The 19,918-nt window shown below is 48.4% G+C and carries 17 protein-coding genes; 10 read left to right on the top strand and 7 right to left on the bottom strand.

Features of this window, described 5'->3' with window-relative positions; all coding sequences use genetic code 11:
* Positions 1–39 precede the first annotated feature (39 nt).
* Together ACYVJM_RS07395 and porW are read right to left on the bottom strand one after the other, a co-directional pair.
* Entirely contained in the window at positions 40–2,397 is a 2,358-nt protein-coding gene (locus ACYVJM_RS07395) for a penicillin-binding protein 1A (protein ID WP_461147548.1), read from the bottom strand.
* A gap of 85 nt (positions 2,398–2,482) precedes the next feature.
* Positions 2,483–4,732, bottom strand: a complete 2,250-nt coding sequence (gene porW, locus ACYVJM_RS07390) for a type IX secretion system periplasmic lipoprotein PorW/SprE (protein WP_461147547.1) — start codon at positions 4,730–4,732, stop codon at positions 2,483–2,485.
* A gap of 117 nt (positions 4,733–4,849) precedes the next feature.
* Between porW and ACYVJM_RS07385 the strand changes: the two genes are divergently transcribed.
* The 6 genes from ACYVJM_RS07385 to atpH all read left to right on the top strand — a co-directional run bounded on the left by ACYVJM_RS07385 (position 4,850) and on the right by atpH (position 8,296).
* The gene (locus tag ACYVJM_RS07385; protein WP_461147546.1) at positions 4,850–5,125 is read left to right on the top strand and encodes an AtpZ/AtpI family protein; all 276 of its coding nucleotides are present in this window, start codon (positions 4,850–4,852) and stop codon (positions 5,123–5,125) included.
* A 51-nt stretch (positions 5,126–5,176) separates the two neighbouring features.
* Positions 5,177–5,539 (top strand): hypothetical protein, encoded by a 363-nt coding sequence (locus ACYVJM_RS07380; protein WP_461147545.1) that lies wholly within the window; start codon positions 5,177–5,179, stop codon positions 5,537–5,539.
* Positions 5,540–5,558: 19 nt separating this feature from the next.
* On the top strand, positions 5,559–6,680 hold the full coding sequence (gene atpB, locus ACYVJM_RS07375; protein WP_461147544.1) for a F0F1 ATP synthase subunit A: 1,122 nt from the start codon (positions 5,559–5,561) through the stop codon (positions 6,678–6,680).
* An 89-nt stretch (positions 6,681–6,769) separates the two neighbouring features.
* The gene (atpE, locus tag ACYVJM_RS07370) at positions 6,770–7,018 is read left to right on the top strand and encodes an ATP synthase F0 subunit C (protein ID WP_461147746.1); all 249 of its coding nucleotides are present in this window, start codon (positions 6,770–6,772) and stop codon (positions 7,016–7,018) included.
* Between the two features lie 236 nt (positions 7,019–7,254).
* On the top strand, positions 7,255–7,749 hold the full coding sequence (gene atpF, locus ACYVJM_RS07365) for a F0F1 ATP synthase subunit B (protein WP_461147543.1): 495 nt from the start codon (positions 7,255–7,257) through the stop codon (positions 7,747–7,749).
* Positions 7,750–7,756: 7 nt separating this feature from the next.
* Positions 7,757–8,296: an ATP synthase F1 subunit delta gene (gene atpH / locus ACYVJM_RS07360; protein ID WP_461147542.1), complete on the top strand. Its 540-nt coding sequence runs from the start codon at positions 7,757–7,759 to the stop codon at positions 8,294–8,296.
* A 103-nt stretch (positions 8,297–8,399) separates the two neighbouring features.
* Here the strand turns inward: atpH and ACYVJM_RS07355 are convergent, their stop codons facing one another.
* Positions 8,400–9,314, bottom strand: a complete 915-nt coding sequence (locus tag ACYVJM_RS07355; RefSeq protein ID WP_461147541.1) for a serine hydrolase — start codon at positions 9,312–9,314, stop codon at positions 8,400–8,402.
* The gene (locus tag ACYVJM_RS07350; RefSeq protein WP_461147540.1) at positions 9,314–9,775 is read right to left on the bottom strand and encodes a GNAT family N-acetyltransferase; all 462 of its coding nucleotides are present in this window, start codon (positions 9,773–9,775) and stop codon (positions 9,314–9,316) included. Before ACYVJM_RS07350 ends, ACYVJM_RS07355 begins: the two co-directional genes overlap by 1 nt.
* 80 nt (positions 9,776–9,855) lie before the next feature.
* Between ACYVJM_RS07350 and ACYVJM_RS07345 the strand changes: the two genes are divergently transcribed.
* Positions 9,856–11,076: a DUF6786 family protein gene (locus tag ACYVJM_RS07345; protein WP_461147539.1), complete on the top strand. Its 1,221-nt coding sequence runs from the start codon at positions 9,856–9,858 to the stop codon at positions 11,074–11,076.
* A 125-nt stretch (positions 11,077–11,201) separates the two neighbouring features.
* Here ACYVJM_RS07345 and ACYVJM_RS07340 read toward each other — a convergent pair whose 3' ends face one another.
* A complete protein-coding gene (locus ACYVJM_RS07340) occupies positions 11,202–11,861 on the bottom strand; it encodes a Rossmann-fold NAD(P)-binding domain-containing protein (protein ID WP_461147538.1) in 660 nt (219 codons plus the stop codon).
* Positions 11,862–11,936: 75 nt separating this feature from the next.
* Between ACYVJM_RS07340 and ACYVJM_RS07335 the strand changes: the two genes are divergently transcribed.
* Positions 11,937–14,414 carry a TonB-dependent receptor plug domain-containing protein gene (locus tag ACYVJM_RS07335; RefSeq protein WP_461147537.1) on the top strand — a complete coding sequence of 826 codons (2,478 nt, stop codon included), beginning with the start codon at positions 11,937–11,939 and terminating at the stop codon, positions 14,412–14,414.
* 87 nt (positions 14,415–14,501) lie between these two features.
* On the opposite strand, the gene ACYVJM_RS07330 is transcribed toward ACYVJM_RS07335, so the two are convergent.
* Positions 14,502–15,545, bottom strand: coding sequence for a sensor histidine kinase (locus ACYVJM_RS07330; protein WP_461147536.1), 1,044 nt, complete (start codon positions 15,543–15,545; stop codon positions 14,502–14,504).
* A gap of 940 nt (positions 15,546–16,485) precedes the next feature.
* Here ACYVJM_RS07330 and ACYVJM_RS07325 point away from each other — a divergent pair.
* Positions 16,486–17,106: a hypothetical protein gene (locus tag ACYVJM_RS07325; RefSeq protein ID WP_461147535.1), complete on the top strand. Its 621-nt coding sequence runs from the start codon at positions 16,486–16,488 to the stop codon at positions 17,104–17,106.
* Between the two features lie 175 nt (positions 17,107–17,281).
* Here the strand turns inward: ACYVJM_RS07325 and ACYVJM_RS07320 are convergent, their stop codons facing one another.
* On the bottom strand, positions 17,282–18,718 hold the full coding sequence (locus ACYVJM_RS07320) for a Gfo/Idh/MocA family protein (RefSeq protein WP_461147534.1): 1,437 nt from the start codon (positions 18,716–18,718) through the stop codon (positions 17,282–17,284).
* 142 nt (positions 18,719–18,860) lie between these two features.
* Between ACYVJM_RS07320 and ACYVJM_RS07315 the strand changes: the two genes are divergently transcribed.
* Positions 18,861–19,889, top strand: a complete 1,029-nt coding sequence (locus ACYVJM_RS07315; RefSeq protein WP_461147533.1) for an SMP-30/gluconolactonase/LRE family protein — start codon at positions 18,861–18,863, stop codon at positions 19,887–19,889.
* The last annotated feature ends 29 nt before the right edge of the window (positions 19,890–19,918 follow it).

The raw sequence follows: 19,918 nt of genomic DNA, 5'->3' as shown, positions 1-19,918 counted from the left end.
TATGACTAAAAAGGCCAGCAAAAGCTGGCCTGGTAGAGTTTACTGGAGTATTTCATCTTCATCTTCCGGCACCACTTTAGGGGGTGTATATCGCTGGGTAGAATCTATGTGATAGCCACCACAGTCAATCTTGAAGTTGTTCGGCTTTCGGAATGGCTCAGGGCGGTATTGCGTAAGCGTTGGATCTTTATATATCTTTTGCATATACATGGCCCAGGCAGGCATAGCCTGTCGACCGCCCTGTCCTAACTCAATTGTTCTGAAGTGAATTGGCCGATCGTCGCCACCTACCCAGAGACCCGAAACAAGGTGCTGAGTCATGCCCATAAACCAGGCATCGGAGTAATTGGATGTCGTTCCGGTTTTAGCGGCAATCTCATTGCCACCTTCCAGCAATTTGTATTGAGTCCGCAACCGCTGGGCTGTGCCATTAGGATCTTCCACCGCTCCACGCATTAGGTGAAGCATTTCGTAAGCGCGATTGGCACTGATGACCTGCTTGGCATCTGGCGTGAAGTTTTTCAGCACATTACCGTTTTTGTCCGTGATACGAATTAGCATCATTGGCCGAACGCGTGTGCCTCCGTTGGCAAATGCGCAATAAGCCGCCACCATCTCATAAACCGACACGTCACTTGTGCCAAGACAGAGGGTAGGATCTTCCCGCAGGTCTTTACTTTCAATCCCCATATCATGGGCGTACTTAACAACAGCGGCCGAGCGTGTTTTCTTTATCAATTGAGCACTAACCGTGTTGATGGACTGTCCGAGAGCTTCACGCAAGGACAAACTCTGGCCACTGTAACGACCTGTCGAATTTTTAGGCATCCACGGTGGTCCGTTGTTGTTATCTTCGCCATGGGCAAATACCGTTGGTTGGTCAACGATGTGGCTGCAGGGTGTTACAAAGCCCTGATCTAAGGCTGTCAAATACACAAATGGTTTGAAGGTTGACCCCGGCTGACGTCGGCTCTGGCGCACGTGGTCAAATTTCATGTATTTAAAATTCACCCCGCCTACCCAGGCTTTTACGTAGCCGTAACGAGGGTCCATTGACATAAAGCCGGTATTAAGCAGCCGTTTATAATACCGGATTGAATCCAGCGGACTCATGGTGGTATCTTTATCATTACGTCGGTTTCCATATACGAAGACCTTCATTTTTATGGGCTTGCGCATTTCAGCCCAAATGGCTTTCTCATCGTCACCCAAAGCGGCTTTTAGCTGCTTGTAACGAGTTGTCCGACGAGCTACCGACTCAATAAAGCCCGGAATTTCGACATACTTCTTGGTCCTTGGGTCTTTTTGTACCCAGGGGTTTCGTCCGCGCCAATGCTCATAGAATTTTTTCTGCTGGTCACGCATATTAGTCATGACGGCTTCCTCAGCATAGGCCTGCATGCGGGAGTCGATGGTGGTGTAGATCTTTAGCCCGCTGGTGTACAAGTCCAGTTCGGCGCCGGGATTTTCTTCGTTATACTGGCGAATCCAGCGTTTGATATCATCACGGATAACCGATCTGAAGTAGGCAGCCATCCCTGTATTCTGATTCTCGACGCTGAAGTCAAGTTTCAGCGGCTTGTTCTTATAAGTAATAAACTGATCCTCGGTCAGAAACTTATACTTTTTCATCTGACTCAGCACCACATTTCGTCGATCCCGGGTTCGTTCTTCAAACAGGCGTGGGTTGTAGAACGTCGGGTTCTTAAGCATACCTACCAGTAGGGCGGCTTCTTCAACCGTGAGATTCCAGGGTTCTTTACTAAAGTAAGTTTTAGCCGCTGTTTTGATGCCGTAGGTGTTATTGCCGAACGAGACAGTGTTGAGGTACATCATCATGACCTCCTGCTTCGTGTAATTTCGTTCCAGGCGAACGGCCAGAATCCACTCTTTTGTTTTCGCTATAATCAGGCTGATGATCGGAATATGTCCCAACACCCCGCGCAATTCTTCCCGACGGGTGTCAAACAGGTTTTTTGCCGTTTGCTGGGTCAGTGTACTCCCCCCACCGGAACTGGACGCGCTTTTGAAGGTGAGAAAGCCACCTACCGCCCGGAATAAAGATCGAGGGTCGATACCCGAGTGTTTAACAAAACGGGCATCTTCAGTAGCCAAAAGGGCCGATGTTACGTTGGGCGATACCTGGGAAATCTCGATGGGGGTCCGGTTTTCGACGTAATACTTGCCGAGCAATTGATTGTCGGCGGTATACACTTCGGAGGCTTCTTCACTTTTTGGATTTTCCAGAGCTTTCAGGCTGGGCATGCCGCCAAAAAGCCACAAGAAATTATAGCTGACGGCAACAATGTATAAGATCAGCAGAACAATACCGAGTAATGAGAATCGCCAAAGGTTTCGGATTATCTTCCGGTAAGGACCAGGAGCAAAATCAAACATGAAATAGGTGTTAATGTTTAGTGGTGTTGATAAGTAAGGGGCTTCGACAAACGATAACGCCCTTTATCGACAAGCCGGAAATGACTTATTTCTTTGCGGTCGATGAGTTGGCCGCCGTTTGCATATCTTTCACATAAGGTGCTAATTGACTGGCTGGGTAATCACGAATGAACTCAGCCAAAGCCTGTTTGTAATCGTCAAGGGGTTTTACTTTTCCGACTAATATAACCCGTAACAAAGCTAGTTTATCTTCTAACTGGCTTCCGGCAAAGCCAGGCATGGCCGCATCGGCACGCGCAAGGGCTTCTGTGTTGTTATTCGCTTTATACAGGTCATAAATAGTTGTATAAGTTCTTTGGGCCTGCGCTTCAGAATCTGTTGTTTGAGCGGCCAGTTTACCCGTTAGACGGGCATAGGACGTGTTTGGATATTCGGCCAGCAGTTTTTCTTTCCAGGGAGATGCTTTACCAATCTGCTCACTGGATAAGTAAAGTAAGTAATACACTTCCGGCTTTTGGAGTGTATTTGGATACCGGGTCAGCAATTTCTCAAAGGTTGGAATGGCGTTGGCTGGCTGATTAAGCTCAAATTTATATAGCTTACCAAGTCGGTAGAGGGCATTCTCGATACGTTGGTTGGCGGCTGCCTGCGCTTCTTTGGTAAACGGAATAGTAGCGATCATGGCCTCTTTCTGCCCTTTTCGACTGGTATTGGGTCCGGCCAGATTAATAGGGATACCACCCGCTGTAGCAGGTTGTACTGTTGGGTCGGGATTAATTGAATTAGCCGGTGATGCACCATTCAGTGGGCTATTGACTGACGCAATGGCTTCGGACGCTTCTTTGTTGCTTCGTCGCCAGTTATCTTCCAGCGGGCGGTTTCCCCATTGCACGGAAAATTCCTGTCGCCCCTGACTCAAGGCAACAGGGTTGTAGAGAATCCACCGTTCGGCGGGGGGTAAATTGGAGTTCGTGGCACCCGGTACGGAGCTTATATTGCCCGTGGTGGCTTTGTCGATAATCTGTTGCGCGAGCGCTGCCTGGGCTTTGTCCTCTTTTTCACGTGCAGAAATGGTTTTCTCCAGCACATTGTCGAGCGCGGCCGGGTCCATTTTGGCCAGCGTCAGCAAGCTATCGTCGGTACGGATAGTTTTCTGGTACTGGACAAACTCATCGAGGGTCTTTTTACGGTTAACCAAAGCGGCATACTCGGCCGATTGTTGGGGGATCAATGCCAGCGCACTGTCATAGTACACTTTGGCATGTTCGTAATCGGCTTTCTTTTCGAAATACAGCTTTCCAATTTCCAGATAAGTAAAAGGAACCTGGGTAGTGTTGGAACCCGCTGCCTGAATCGACCGGCTATAATACGAAATGGCTTTATCGATTCGGCCGCTTCGCGCTTCGAGAAGCCCCATCGTGAAATAGATTTTATCCTTCAGGTCGGCGTTCTTCCGATCATTAAGCATTTCTTCGAACGTTTCGGTCGATTGAGCCATCCGCTTCTGATCGCCGGTCAGACCACCACTTTGAATGGCGAACAGGTTGGCGTAAAACGATTGATCGTACGTTGGTCGGGAGGCTAAAACTTTTTTATAGTGGTCAACGGCTTTAGCTGGCTGGCCAACCAAGTCGTACAATTGACCGGCTATTAAATGAAGCCGGGCTGTCGATTCACCTTTTGGCAAAACCGAGAATGTGGCATCCAGAATACCGGCAGCGGTGAGGTATTCACCCTGGCGTTCGTGCAAATAAGCCTTCGTGAGGTAAAAATCCCGGGTGTTGTTTTTGTTGAGGGGCTGGTTGCGCAGATACTCGGCTACATTGAGCGCATTGGTATAGTCACTTGCTTCAACATACGCCCGCATCAACCCAACCAGCGCCATATGCTTATCGTTCTCGTTGGTTCCTTTCGTATTGACATACTTGAACACCTCAATGGCGTTAGGCAAATCCTGCTTGATCAGCCGGGCTCGACCGATGAGAATATAGGCATCATCAAGCCATTTACTGTTCTGGTGGCGTTCGGGAATTATGGATGCTTTCTTGATCGCGTCGTCCAGTTGCGGCTTTAGGGGTTGCGCAAGCATGGAATCAACCGGCAGTAAAATAGGCAGTAACTGGTTATAGTTTTCCTGCCTAGTTTTAAACAGTACCTGTTCTGCCTGATTGATCTGGTCGCGGGCTATGACGTAGGCATTAAAATGCGCCGTAAGGTTATGATACCCTTTACTTACCGGTTTAGTGCTGTACTGGGAGCACGATACCAGGCCACCGGTCAATGAAGTAAAGACCGTAAGGAGTAGAAATAGTTGGATACCTGAATAACGGGACATTCGAAAAATAACACGTGTTCACTCGTATTAAAACGTTTCCAGATGGTTTGGTAATATGGAACCTTAGCCCAAATTAACGAATTTTGCACGGCATATAACACCAAACGCCCTAATTCTATGGAAAACGACCCCGACCAGCCTGAACGGAACGATACGGAAAACCCGGTTCGGGGCGATCAGAGAATCAAAAATGCTACGGAGAAGACAACCTCATTTGTACAATTTAGTGGTATTGCCTTTCAAATGCTGGGTACCATTGGCCTGGGTGTTTGGGCCGGAATGAAACTGGATGCCTGGCAGAATAATCATCGGCCTGTCTGGACAATCGTATTATCGCTGACGGCTATCGGTGCTTCACTCTACCTGTTTATCCGGCAATTGACAAAAAGATAGTAGACCGCATCTGATAAAAACTGACTTCAATTAACAGGCCTGGTGCCCATTATGATCAAAATAATTTTATTTACTTCCACGCTGGCAATTGCATTTTTCGTAGCCGAACGATATTCGGTCACCCCCTGGATTCATCCGAACTGGAAGATCATTCTTATTTTCTTTTTATGTGTGTCATTCCTGACAAATCGGCTGGTAGAGTCTGGTTTACAGGACAATCAGGAGCGATTTATTCCGTTATTCATGGCCGCGACCGTAGCCCGGCTTATTCTTGGACTGGCTTTCATCGGTTTCTTCCTGTTCCGTCACATCGAACAGCGCCGAACCTTCGTTTTGGACTTTCTTGTACTATATATATGTTATACAGGCTTTGAGATTTGGACGATGACTCGTAACTTGCGACGCGATTCGTAAAAACGATTTGTCACATCATATGTTGCGTTCGGCTATTAATAGGATTTTGTTTGCAACGGCTCTCATTCTGAGTTCGTTAGTAGGTGCTCAGGCACAAGAGCATGCCCACGAGGGTGAAGCGCATGCCAACCATGAAGGTGAGGCAAAAGCCACCAAGGGAAAATTTGATGTTGGTGGCATGATTATGCACCACATTAAAGATGATCACGGTTGGGAGTTTGCCCACGGTGTTACACTGCCATTACCCGTCATTCTGTATTCTAAAGATCGTGGTCTGGAAGTCTTCTCTTCGTCGAATTTAGCCCACGAAGCTACTTATAACGGCTACAAGAATGTACACGGTAAAATTCACCGGGTCAATGAAGCGGGCGAGGTTGATCACGAAGCGAAAGTCTACAACTTCTCAATCACCAAGAACGTAGCGTCATTGTTGCTCAGTGCTGTTATTTTGTTGCTTGTCTTTTCGGCAGTTAGCCGGGGCTATGCAAAGAATAAAGGCAAGGCTCCCAGCGGAATTCAGTCGTTTCTGGAACCGATCATCCTGTTCGTCCGGGACGAAATTGCCAAGCCAAGCATCGGACCTAAATACACAAAGTATTTGCCTTATCTGCTGACTCTGTTCTTCTTCATTCTGGTTAATAACTTACTGGGTCTATTGCCCGGTGCGGCTAACCTGACGGGCAATATCACCGTTACACTAGTACTGGCTGTTATTACCTTCGTGATCGTTACGTTCAGCGGTAACAAGCATTACTGGATGCACATCCTCAAGCCAACGGGTGTTCCCGTTGCGTTATTGCCCATCATGATTCCGGTTGAAATTGTTGGTGTTTTCATGAAGCCTCTGTCGCTCATGATTCGACTATTCGCCAACATCACGGCGGGTCACATCATCATCCTGAGCTTGCTCGGCCTTATTTTCATGGCCAACAACATGGGTGGTATGGGAACGAGCGTGGCAATCAGCCCGGTTGTATTGTTCTTTACCCTCTTTTTGAACCTGATTGAATTGCTGGTAGCGTTCCTTCAGGCGTTTATCTTCACCCTGCTAACGGCGATGTATATCGGCAGTGCGGTTGAAGAACATCACGATGCCGACCATGGCATTGGATATGAAGGCACAACTTCAGAATTAGGTTAAGTCAGCCATTGCCTGACTGGTTCAGGTGATCGATTTTCAATTGCAATCTTTTGTTTCACTAATAAATACGTTTGAAGTTTATGTTCGCAATGTTGTTTGCTCTGCTGTTAGAAGCTACTGGTAGTGTTTCGATTATGGGTGCTGCTATCGGCGCTGGTCTAGCTGCTATCGGCGCTGGTCTTGGTATCGGTAAAATTGGTGGTAGTGCAATGGAAGGTATTGCCCGTCAGCCAGAAGCGGCTGGTCGTATCCAGACTGCCATGCTGATCATCGCGGCTCTGATCGAGGCCGTAGCTCTGTTCGCAGCCGTTATTTGTCTGCTCGTTGCTACTGCGTAAGCAGCGCGACGTAGCCGTCAACTGAGTTTGAGCAGGCTGGTTGCATTAGGCACTGGCATCCCTGCTCGCCCAATTTAAGAGAAACGTCTGCCCGTTTGGGGTTGCCGACGGGCAGACGTCCTCTAACAAAAGATTGAGCTGAATTCCGCTGTACGATTGACGAATCCGATTTGTTGACGTACCAATAAACTTATACATCAAAACTCGAAATCAACCGCTCACGCGGTCGTAAATCCATGGATTTGCTCACACCCGATCTTGGTTTATTATTCTGGCAGGTAGTGGTTTTCCTCGGCCTGTTCCTTATCCTTCGTGCGTTCGCCTGGAAACCTATTACCGAGAGCCTGAACGAACGGGAAAACAACATTCAAAGTGCGCTCGACCTGGCCGAAAAAACACGGCTTGAAATGACCGCACTGAAAGCCGATAACGAAAAGTTACTGGCTCAGGCACGTTCGGAGCGCGAAGCTATCCTACGTGGCGCTAAAGAAACAGCCGATAAAATGCTGGCCGAAACACGGGATAAAGCATCGGCTGAGGGCCAGCGCATCCTGGAGCAGGCTCGTGAATCGATGCAGAACGAACGCCTGGCACTGGTTGCCCAGATGAAAAAAGAAGTGGTTACACTTTCGCTCGATATTGCGGAGAAAGTACTTCGTAAGGAGCTGAGCGATAAAGCTTCTCAGGAAAAGTTAGTAACAGACCTGGTCTCTAATTCACGCTTAAACTAATTCGATTATGGCAGTCGCTACTGTTGCCGCTCGCTACGCCAAATCGCTGTTAGATCTGGCGCAGGAGCAAGGCCTGACCGAGACCATGTACAAGGACATGTTGTTGTTCAAAAATACAGTGGATCAAAGTCGGCCGCTGATGTTGATGCTGAAGAACCCAATTGTCCGGGCAGAGAAGAAAAGTGCCGTTATCAAAGCCGCTTTTGGCAATCGGGTCAACCCGGTAACGATGGCCTTTTTTGATATCATTGGCCGGAAGAACCGCGAAGGCATCATGGATTCCATTGCTGAGCAGTTTATTAGTCAGTACGATCAACTTAAAGGTGTTGAACGGGCTACTGTCATCACAACCGTTCCGCTGACGGCCCCTCAACGGGATATATTTAAAGCGATGGTCACGAAAACGACGGGCTGTAAGTCGGTTGAACTCGAAGAAAAGCTGGATTCTAAATTAATTGGTGGTTTTGTCCTGCGTTTGGGCGACCGTCAGGTGGATGGCTCGATTCGCAGTCAACTGAACGATATCCGGTTAAAGTTTTTAAACTAGTCCAAGACACGCAGAATTCTGCACGAGTTCACAGATAAGCGTAGATTTGTCTCCGCCACGTTCTATAAAAAGCCGCTTCCCTGTTTAGGGAAGCGGCTTTTTATTACCACCACTTTTCGTATCCGGCGGTTGGTTTCCAGGTTGACTTGGGCTCGAAATGCTGCCACAAGAGAGCCGCGACGTTCCTTAGGAGCACGAAACCTTCATTTGTCCGTTCCCAGCTTTCGTCCTTCTGGTTTTTGGTCATAACGCAGTATACGTACTCACCGTGTGGCGCGTGGACAAGCACAACCTCTGAACGAGACTGGTTGACGGCACCATTCTTGCAGGCCGTTTTTATATCCGGCGGCACCTGCGAAAGCCCGTCGTTATCCCAATACTGACGCCCGAGGTTCCGGTACATTTCCTCACTGGCATCCGGACTAACAGCCCGCCCCTGACGGATGAATGTTAATAGATTGGCCAATTCGCGGGGTGTGGTTTGCCCCCAGCCGTAGCGGGTCCGGTCCGCTTCCCGACCCGGAGTGCGTGAGTTGACCCGTGTCTGGTGGAATCCGTTCGTCTCAAGCCAGCCGTTGATGGTAGCCCCTCCGCCCGCCAGTGCCTGACACCATAAACTGCCCGTATTATCGCTGACGGTCTCCATCAACATGACAACCTCACTCAAGGGGATTTTAGCACCGTCTTTCAACGAACCAACAATGCCATCGTCATAGTGCAGGGAATCTTTATAAGTGAGAATCTGTCCATAGGTCAATTCACCTTTATGGATTTTGTCGAAAAGACCGCATTGAATCGGAATTTTGATGGTGCTGGCGGTTGGGAATAGGGTATCCGCATGGATGGCTACCGTTTTTCCTGTCTTCAGGTTGTGAACATATACGCCGGCATCGCCCCGAAAACCGCTTAGTACAGCCTGGAGCTTACGTTCCAGAGCCATATCCCGTTTTGGGGACGATTGACCGCGGGTAACGAGTGAACAAAGGGAAAAGAGAAGGCAAAAAGATAATAAGCGCATCAGGATTGTAAGGGTTTTACTAATTTGACATGCGTTCGGATAAAGGATTCACGCTCGTAAAACCGGATGGTGTCGACACGTTTCTGATTAGTCGTTACCTCCAGATTGACGAAGTTTTCGTTAGTTGCCAGCGCTGTCAAAGCTGCTACCAACTGCTGTCCGATGTGCTGGTTTCGTAGCTCAGGACGGACAAACAACTCCTGAATCTCCCCAACTTTACCCGTGTGGTGAAGTAAGTACTGAACATGACAGCTAACGAAACCAACAACTTCCCCCTGCATTTCGGCAACCAGATAATGAACGAGTGGATTAGCTGTATTCCGATAGAAAATTGCCGTGAAGGACGCACGGTCGAGCATTACCTGCTCCAGCGCACACAGGAAATCGTAAATGGTGGCTTCATCTGTTTGCGTAGCTGGCCGGATGATAAGGCCGTTGGGAAAAGTAGATTGACCGGGCACGTTGATTTATAGCGGTGTAGACTATCTGTCTATGATCGTGTTCTCAAGTTCGTCATTTTTAAGCTTGCTCCTTATCGTTTATGCATAAAATCATCGCGTTTGCTATGTTGGGCTTAGGTATGGCCTGCTCGGGCCGGAAAACAGAAACCAGCAAAGCACAAACCACCGACACTATATTGGAAACTCAATCTGACTCCACCGTCTTTGCCAAAGACCGGCAGTTTTTACGCCAACACCACCCCGATTTAGTTGAATTGACGCATGGAGAGGCCTCTGCTTTGGTTTGCCCGGCTTACCAGGGTCGTGTGATGACGAGCAGTGCCGATGGAAAATCGAGCTATGGCTGGATCAATTACGACCTGATTAAATCGGGTAAATTACTCCCGCACATGAACGCTTTTGGTGGAGAGGACCGCTTCTGGCTAGGTCCCGAAGGCGGACAGTTTGCGCTATATTTCAAGCCGGGAGATCCTTTCGACGCCACTCACTGGCAAACTCCCGCTGCTATTGATACCGAACCGTTTACCCGTACGAAAAGTAGCCAGGCATCGGTCAGCTTTACCCGCGACGTAGCTTTGACAAATTACGCCGGAACCCGATTTGATTTGGGTATTCAACGTACCGTTCGGCTGTTAACGAACGATGAAATTACAACGCAGCTTGGTGTGGCCATCGATTCGCTGAAGGTGGTGGGCATTCAATCGGAAAACAAGATTACCAACAAAGGCAAACAAGCCTGGACAGCACAAACCGGAATGCCGTCGATCTGGATTCTTGGCATGATGAATGCCTCTCCGAAAGCCACTATTATCGTCCCATTCCGGCAAGGCGAAGGGAAACCAGTCAATGATTCCTATTTCGGTAAAGTGCCCGCCGAGCGTCTGCGGATTGGTAAGACGGCTGCCCTGTTCACGGCCGATGCCAACTACCGAAGCAAGATAGGCGTGTCGCCCGCACGGGCAACGAAATGGATTGGTAGTTATGACCCAACCACCCAGACCTTAACGCTGGTGACGTACGATTTTGACCCAACGAATAACCAGTATGTTAACTCCGCCTGGGAGCAACAGAAAGACCCCTTCTCGGGCGATGTGGTTAATGCTTATAATGATGGACCCATGAAGCCGGGACAGCCGCAAATGGGTAGGTTTTATGAACTGGAGTCCTCGTCACCAGCGGCTCAGTTAAGCCCCGGAGGCACGCAGCAGCACCGGCACACAACGTTTCATTTGCAGGGATCGGAGCAACAACTGAAGAAGATTGCCCGTCAATTGGTACAAACAGATTTGGCCGACTTGTAGCAGGGGCGTTCAGTGCCAACTTTAGTCTACACGACAAGCTGGCACTATCAATTTTACACGTCGGATAAGGCGACGATTACGCTTTTAGTCTGATGGTGCAGGTATTTTGAAAAGACAGGAACCTTTCAAAACGCCTGTAATGCATCTGACTCAAAAACGGTTTTGCCCGTTAGTCCCTGTTGGGTTGTGGTGAGCATAGCCTTGGCGACTTTGCTGGCCTCAATGGCTCTATATTTCGCCGGAATCAGGGGCTTGAGCAGACGCATGGCACCCTCAGCCAGCCGTTCTCCAAGCCGATTGTCGCCCTGCCCGGCGCGGTTGCCGAGTAGGAGAGAAGGCCGGTAGATAAGTAGGGTTGGATAATTCAGGCCGGCCAGATCCCGTTCGACTTCACCTTTCACCCGGTTATAGAAGAAAGAAGATTCGGTGTCGGCCCCCATTGATGTGACGATGGCAAACTGTTTGGCACCATTGGTAAGACCCATCCGGGCAATGGTCATTGGATATTGATAATCTACCTTTTGAAACGCTTCTTTTGACCCCGCCTTTTTCATTGTTGTGCCTAAACAGCAAAATATATCATCAGCTTGTATAATTAATCCATTTGGATGATCAAATTCGAAATGGACTTCCTGTAAATGAGGATGTTGCCAGGTCAATGGTTTACGCACCAGCACTTTAACTTGGGAGTAGAGCTGTGAGTCAACAAGTTGATGTGTTAGCAGGTTGCCAATCAGGCCCGTAGCACCTAAAACAAGTGCTGTTTTTTGAGTGGGTAAAGTCATAGGTTAAAGAGGAGGTTTTTGCTAAATTAGTCACTACAGATATAAAGGGAGATACTACGGTTTAAAATCTTTTCTATGCGTTCCGCTATTTATCGATTAGCCGCGTTGCTTGTACTCCCGGCATTAACGTTATTCTTTTCATTTCGAACTTATAACGATGATTTCATTAAACGTTTGCTGGACCAGTTTCGTCTTTATAACCAGCAGCGGCCCACGGAGAAAGTTTATATTCATACCGATCGGGATGCTTACCTGACCGGTGAAACGATATGGCTGAAAGGCTACCTCGTTAACGGAAGTTCGCATGAAGCAGACACGATCAGCCGGGTGCTATATGTCGATTTAATTGACCCTCTGGTTCGGCGTGTTCGGGTACGAGCCCAGTTCCGGGCCACCAATAGTTATGCGCCCGGCCAATTGACGGTGCCCGACTCATTAGCGGCAGGAACCTATCTGCTCCGGGCTTATACGAGCTTTATGCGGAATTACCCGGATGATTACTTCTTTACCAAAACGCTGACCATTCTACGCCCCGATGGTGATGGCAGGAAAGTTATGAGTCCTCAGGCAGACAATCGGCCTGACGTGCAGTTCTTACCTGAGGGCGGGCATTTACTTGTGGGTCTAGCGGGTCGCGTGGCGTTCAAAGCCGTTAACTCATCGGGAATGGGAGTAGCCGTCAAGGGCTTTGTGCTGAATGCCAGGAAGGATACTGTTGCTGGTTTTGCCAGTTCGCACTTGGGGATGGGCTTCTTCATGATCAAGCCCGAACCCGCTCAGACGTATACAGCTTACATTCCACTTCCTGATGGAACGTTGGCCGCCTATACACTCCCGTCCGCACAGGAACGGGGAGTGAGTATGCAGGTCGAAAACCTGACAAATAAAGAAAATGTACTGGTGTATATCATGCACAATAAAACCAGTACCGACACGACCGCCAAGCTGACATTAATTGCGCAGACAAGGGGGCAGGTAAATCAGACGGCCCTAATTCCATTGGCAAAAAAACTGGCTATGGTACGCTTGTCGCGTGCCCAGTTTCCCGAGGGTGTCACCCAGCTAACAGTCTTTGATGAAACCAATACCCCCGTTTGTGAGCGGCTTGTTTTTATTCACAGAGACGATCAAATCAACGTTTCTCTAACCACGGATAAACCGGCCTACCGAAATCGTGAACAGGTCAATCTGACCGTCATAACGACCGATGCACTGGGTAAACCACAAGCGGCTAATTTATCATTGGCCGTTTTGGACTCCCGACTCGCGCCCGAACTAGACTCGAACGCAGCCACCATTCGGTCGCATTTATTGCTGTCGTCTGATTTAACCGGTACGATTGAACAGCCCGATTATTATTTCAGACCGGCTAACAAAGACCGCTGGCTGAAGCTGGATATACTGATGATGACGCAGGGCTGGCGACGGTTTGCCTGGGCCGATGTGCTATCTGGAGCCATACCGCCCAATAAATACCCGCTGGAAGGAGGCTTATCATTAACGGGGCGGGTGATTCGGCCCAATCAGAAAGATATTGGCGGGAAAGTAAAACTTACGTTTATGCTGGCCCGGCGGGATAGTACGCGCGATATCCTGATTGGCGAGACCGATGAAGCCGGTAATTACGCGGCCTATGATCTCAATTTTACCGATACAACGACCGTCATGATTCAAGGCCTGAAAGGGAGTGCCAATCGGAATCTGGTCATTACACTCGATCAGTTGCTGGCACCACCGGTAACCGTTCTTAAGGTGCCTTACAACCCGCTGGAATTTAAGAGCGACGAACTTGCTGAGTTTATCCGGCGGACCAAAGAGTATCAGGAAATAGAGCGGCAAATCCGACGCAACGGCGAAGTGTTATTGAATACGGTGACCGTGAAAGCCAAAAAGTACAAAGAGCTGGACTCCAGAGTTATTTACGGCACTCCGGATGCCAGTGTCAAATTCGACCAGGTGAATACTTCTGGCAGGTTAACGTTTCTGGACGTTATTCAGGGTCAGATTGCGGGTGTGCAGGTGATTGGCAACGGACTCACTGCACGGGTACAAATTCGGGGAGCGGCCAATTTTAACGGCCCGGTAGACCCTTTGTTCGTACTCGATGGTATGCCAATGGACCTGCAAGGCGTAATGGGTGTATCCGTGCAGGACATTGATCGGGTCGATGTGTTGAAAGGCGCATCAGCAGCTATTTATGGGTCGCGGGCTTCGGGGGGCGTTATTTCGATCCTGACAAAACGAGGTAAGCCGGATTACGATTACTCGAAAGATTTAACCCCCGCCCCCGGCACGCTCGTTGCCAAACTACCGGGTTATGCTCCGCTAAAAGAGTTTTACGCACCCCGTTATGACGTTAAAAAGCCGGAACATGCCCGCCCTGATTACCGGACAACGCTGTTCTGGGCGCCTGTGGTCCAGACGGGTCCGGACGGAAAAGCAACCGTTTCATTCTATACGTCTGATGCTAAAACCGACCTGCAAATTAGGGCCGAGGGGCTTACCCGGTCAGGAATGCCAGGCGTTGGTGATGGGCGGGTACGTGTGGAGTAGACGGTGTACGTACTACGTAACGTCAGTACAGTTCGGAGCGTCAGCAATGAGCAGCTGGTGAGGTAAAGATCGGTTTAGCCGCGAGCGTTACGAGATAGGCAGGGTAATCACGAATCCGGTAAATTCACCGGCTTTGGTTTCCATTTCCACCGTTCCATTGTGGCTTTTGGTAATGATGTCGTAGCTGAGCGATAGGCCAAGACCCGTTCCCTCACCCGTGGGTTTGGTGGTGAAAAAGGGCTGAAAGATCTTGGCCTTTATGGAATCAGGTATACCAATTCCGTTGTCGAGTATTCGTATTTCGACTTTGTTGCCGATCAGGTTAGTGCTCGCCGTGACAGTTGGTTTGTAGGAGGGGTTCGCGTACTTCTGCTTTTCCCGAACGGCGTAGAAAGCATTGTTCAACAGGTTTAACAACACACGACCGATGTCCTGAGGAATAACGGTCAATTTGACTAATTGGGGATCAAGGCTGGTGACCAACTCACAATTAAACTCTTTGTCTTTAGCCCGTAACCCATGGTAGGCCAATCGCATATATTCATCAAGTAACGCGTTGAGGTCGGTTGGGCGTCGTTCGCCCGAGCTTAACCGGGAGTGCTCGAGCATACCCTTCACAATGCGGCTGGCCCGATTGCTATGTAAGCCGATTTTCTCCAGATTTTGCGATAGTGTTTCAGCCAGCTCAATCGTAGCACCATCATTGCCTGCCCTGATTTCCTGCTTTAATTCGTCGATGAGCTCGACGGATATTTCCGAAAAGTTTTTTACGAAGTTGAGCGGGTTTTGAATTTCATGGGCGATACCGGCTGTCAATTCGCCTAATGAAGCAAGTTTCTCCTTCTGGATCAACTGCATTTGTGTCGTTTTAAGATCGGCAAGGGAGATTTGCAGGGCTTCTTTTTGTTGCCTTAGTTCGACCGTCCTATCCTTAACCCTTTGCTCCAGCTGGTTATTTTGTGCTACCAGTAGTTCCTGTTGTTGCTCATGCAATAGCTCCAGTTCTTTATGGTACTGGATCTTTTTTCGCTGCGACGTAATGAAGGATATCAGGAAACCGGTAAATAGCAAAACCATCGCTGAGATACCAATGATTATCCGGGATTCAATAGACAGGTCGAACTGGTACATACATAGCTTTGGTTATGGATAGACAAAGAATAATATAGGCTACATTATGAACACTCCACATTTTTTCGGCAAGGCTGGCGTTTTCGCTGATTAAAGGGACGTAGAAAAGAAAAATGAAGAAATTGATCACAACATAAATACTAAGTTCCGTAACTATCCAGAAGGTTTGATCATTCCAAAAGCTCTCTACTTCATCCTGTAGTTTGGATAAGTAGTAGAGCAAACAATAGATGAGCAAAAAATAAGCTTCAATAGTAAACAGATTTCCACTTAAGTGATTTTGATCCAAATAATTTTCCAAAAAAATATAGTTCGCGATAATAAGAAAAAGGTACAAAAGAGGAAGGATTTGTCGTAAGCGTAAAAAATAAGACTGCTTAATAGAAAAGAAAAAATAGGTGAAACAAATAAACCTGGATATGGAGTGAATGGTATATAAGATAAGGTTGCTCTGCATCCAGTCGGGTAAATATCGTTTAAAGTCGCCTATTAAATCCCCCAGCGAATTAAGAGCCAATGCCAACCACAGGTAGACTAAAATAACCCTGAAATAACTGGGTTGATGACGATGGAAAAAGTAAGTAATCAGGGGGATCAGCAAAGCCCACATTTCCGACCAATCGAGAACTACCTGAAACATGGCGGCTTTAGTAATTTAGACATATAAAGAGAAGATTATATATAGATTGACAAGACCAGCTCCTAATCGATGAATATACAGGTTTCGTGAAAAAGTAAGTATAAAGTTAGCTTGAATGCACACGTTTTATGACAATTATTTTCTGCAATACAGACTGTATAGTCAATTGAACACTTCATGCTGTTTAATAAGCAAGGTTTTGATAATCAAGGACTAAGTTGTTAGTCCGGAAAGAAAAGCCTACCTTTTAGAGGGCTAGCTAATTTGCTGACTTATTCACGTCAACTTAATTATATCAACATGATTCTAACGACAACTACCAAACTACTTGGTTTCTGTTTATTGCTTGCCTTTGGATTTTCAGCCTGTCAATCCGGTCAGACAAAATCAGATAACGCCGACTCTACCAGTGCGAATTCCAGCGTGCAACTTGATGGAACAAAGATCAAAATTCCGACAATAGTGTTGGATACGTTAATAGTTTCCAGCGACCCATTGATAGCCTACGGTAATTCAGATTTTGTTTTTGAGCACTTTTTGAGTGATTCAGCTATTACGTTATATGGATGGGCAGTTAAAAAAGGAAAATCAGGTTCGGTCGATTATGGTACGGATCCAACGATGAAATTATCTCCTGTAGGCAGTACAACGGCTACTATAGGGCCAAATACATATGTAGGCGATCAAGTTCTGCTTAAGAAATATGTGCAGGAATTAGTAAAGCAGATTAAAGGTGATAACAGGAAAACCAGCCTTGTTTTTGTACCCCGGCGGAATACAGTTAGCGGAAGAATAAATTATAGTATATTTTTACTACGTACAGAAGGTCAATCAGACCCGGTAATACCATTCAATCCAGCGTTGTTGACAACTACTCCCTATGAAACAAATCCTTCCCCTCCTCATGGATTTAATCAGTAAGTAGGGGAGGAAAAATTATTTTTTTTGATGTTTTAGACTCACATCACTTGATCATTATTTCGACTGTTATACGTGATTTTTTAATGATAATGGCTTCAACATAAAAACGGCAGGACCCTGTTTCGGGGCCTGCCGTTTTTATCGGTCATTCAGGGGCTCAGCAAAACGCTTTACCTTATACGGCACCCAGAATTTTCATATTAATGGGGTCCCAGCTAATGGCTTTCTTCTGAGCAAAGCTCATGTTGCCGCACTGAGTCGGCCCACAAGCCCGAAGTCCGAACGTTGCATCCTCAATGTTCGGTGTTTTGGAGCGAACGGAGCTGAAGAAATTGACAAAGTGTTCGTAGCGGTCGCCCTTGTAATCTTTCGGGAACGAGTACTTAAACTCCTTTGGCCCTTCCAGTTCAGGACGGGATGGGTAAAGTTTGTTATACTCCTGTATGTATAATTCCTTCTGATCTTTCGGGAAGTTGTCGATCGACATGCCGGGGGCCTTCGGAAACTTGTTCCGGTGAACGGTCAATGAATCGAAGCCCAGCGACAAATCGCCCTCCGTGCCCACCAGCCGAACGAGGTAATTACCACCCCCGCCGTCGACAAAGTTGGAACGGGTGGTCAGGTTAAATTCGGGATGTTCGGCTGTTTTTCCGTAGTCGTAGATGCTCAATTGAATATCCGGCACATCGCGACCATCTTTCCAGTATCGGGTACCCCCACTCGAATAAACCTTGTTTGGCCCTTTTGATCCCGTAATGCAGTGCAGCGAAGTTAGCAGGTGAACGTACAGGTCACCCGCAATACCGGTGCCGTAGTCCTGGTAATTCCGCCACCGGAAAAAACGGAGTGGGTCCCAGGGGCGTTTGGGCGCGCTGCCCAGGTACGTATCCCAGTCAACGGTTTGGGGCGATGCATCGGGTGGAATGGAATACTGCCAGGCACCCATGGCGCTGTGGCGGTCGTAGATGGCTTCGGCAAAGACAAGCTCGCCAATATCACCGGCTTTCAGTAGTTCACGGGCTTTGGCAATGAGCAGCGAACTGGCAAACTGGCTACCCACCTGAAAAACTTTACCCGTCTCTTTCGAGACTTTGATCAGGGTGTGGCCGTCTTCTACCTTTTGCACCATCGGTTTCTCGCAATAGACGTGCTTGCCTTTGCGCATAGCATCGGACGATATTTTCTCGTGCCAGTGGTCGGTGGTTGCGTTGATGACGGCGTCAATATCCTTGCGCTCCAGAATTTCCCGGTAATCTTTGGTTACCGGAAGGCTGTCTCCCCACAATTCTTTTGCCCGGCGCAACCGGCCATCGTATAAGTCGCAGGCCGCCACCATCTCAACACCATCGACCATAAGCGCCGTTTGGGTGTCTCCGATACCCATACCACCCGTACCGATGAGGGCAATGCGCACTTTGTCGTTAGCCGCGGTGCTGGAATGACTGCGTACCAGATTCAAGTACTGCGGAATGCCCGTAGAGGCTGTCGTTTCCGCCAAGGCGGCTGGTGCAGCAGCGGCAGCCGTGCCGGCAAGGCCAAGGGTCTTCAAAAACGACCGCCGGGATTTATTTTCCTGATTGGTCAACGAAGCCGCTCGTTTTTTATCGTTCATAACAAAAACAGATTGGGGAGTAGAAACCCACTTGAATGTAAGCGAAGTTGTAAGTATAATTAAAAAGAGAACTCAATCCACTTTCTCATCTTGCGACCTGCTAAAAATCGTCGTAGCCTTAAGACTTATTCCTAAAAAACGCATGAACCTAAACGCTATTCTACTAACGGGCTTATTAAGTGCTACCTTTTGTCCGCTCATGGCCCAGCCAACGCCTTTTCCAACGATCGGCCAGATTGTGCGCGTCGACCCGCGTCTGGATAAGTTGATTCCCACAGAAGTTAAAGTTGAGGTGCTGGCTACTGGTTTCGTCTGGACCGAGGGGCCGATCTGGGTTAAAGACCAGGGGTTTCTGCTCTTTTCTGATGTTCCGCAGAACACAATTTTTAAGTGGACGGAAAAAGAAGGGGTGACACCGTTCCTGAAACCATCCGGCTATACGGGGGTGGGGCTATACAGTGATGAACCCGGTTCCAACGGGCTAACCATCGACCGGCAGGGGCGGCTTATTGCCTGTGAGCATGGCGACCGGCGTGTAACGGCTATGCCCCTGAACGGCAGTGGCGGTAAACGAACATTAGCCGATAATTTCAATGGCAAACGATTTAACAGCCCGAACGATGTGGTCGCTCATTCCAATGGCAGTTATTATTTTACAGATCCCCCGTATGGAATGCCCAAAAAAGAAAACGATCCGGGCAAAGAAACGGATGGGTGGGGCGTATACCGGATTGCACCCGAGCGGGCCGGCGTTCCGGGTATGGTATCCATCGTTGTGGGTGACCTTACCCGCCCCAACGGAATAGCCCTGTCGCCAGACGAAAAGACTCTCTACGTGGCCCAATCAGACCCACTTCGGCCACTTGTCATGGCTTATCCGCTGCAAGCCGACGGTTCGGTGGGGAAGGGACGGGAGGTGTTTGGCGCTGCGGGCATGAAAAAACTTGGTTTGGAAGGCGGCTTCGATGGAATGAAAGTGGATCGTGCCGGAAACCTGTGGGTAACGGGTGGGGGCGGAGTATTGGTACTCTCGGCAACGGGCGAAACACTGGGGTTCATCAAGATTGGGGCGGCTACGGCCAACTGTGCCTGGGGAGATGACGGGTCTACACTCTACATCACTTCCGATATGTACCTCTGCCGGTTACGGACTACGGCTAAAGGATGGTAACGTTTACTGTAGAATAAGTAATGAAAAGC

The sequence above is a fragment of the Spirosoma pulveris genome, from assembly GCF_054781875.1.
This window is presented reverse-complemented; position numbering and strand designations above follow the sequence as displayed.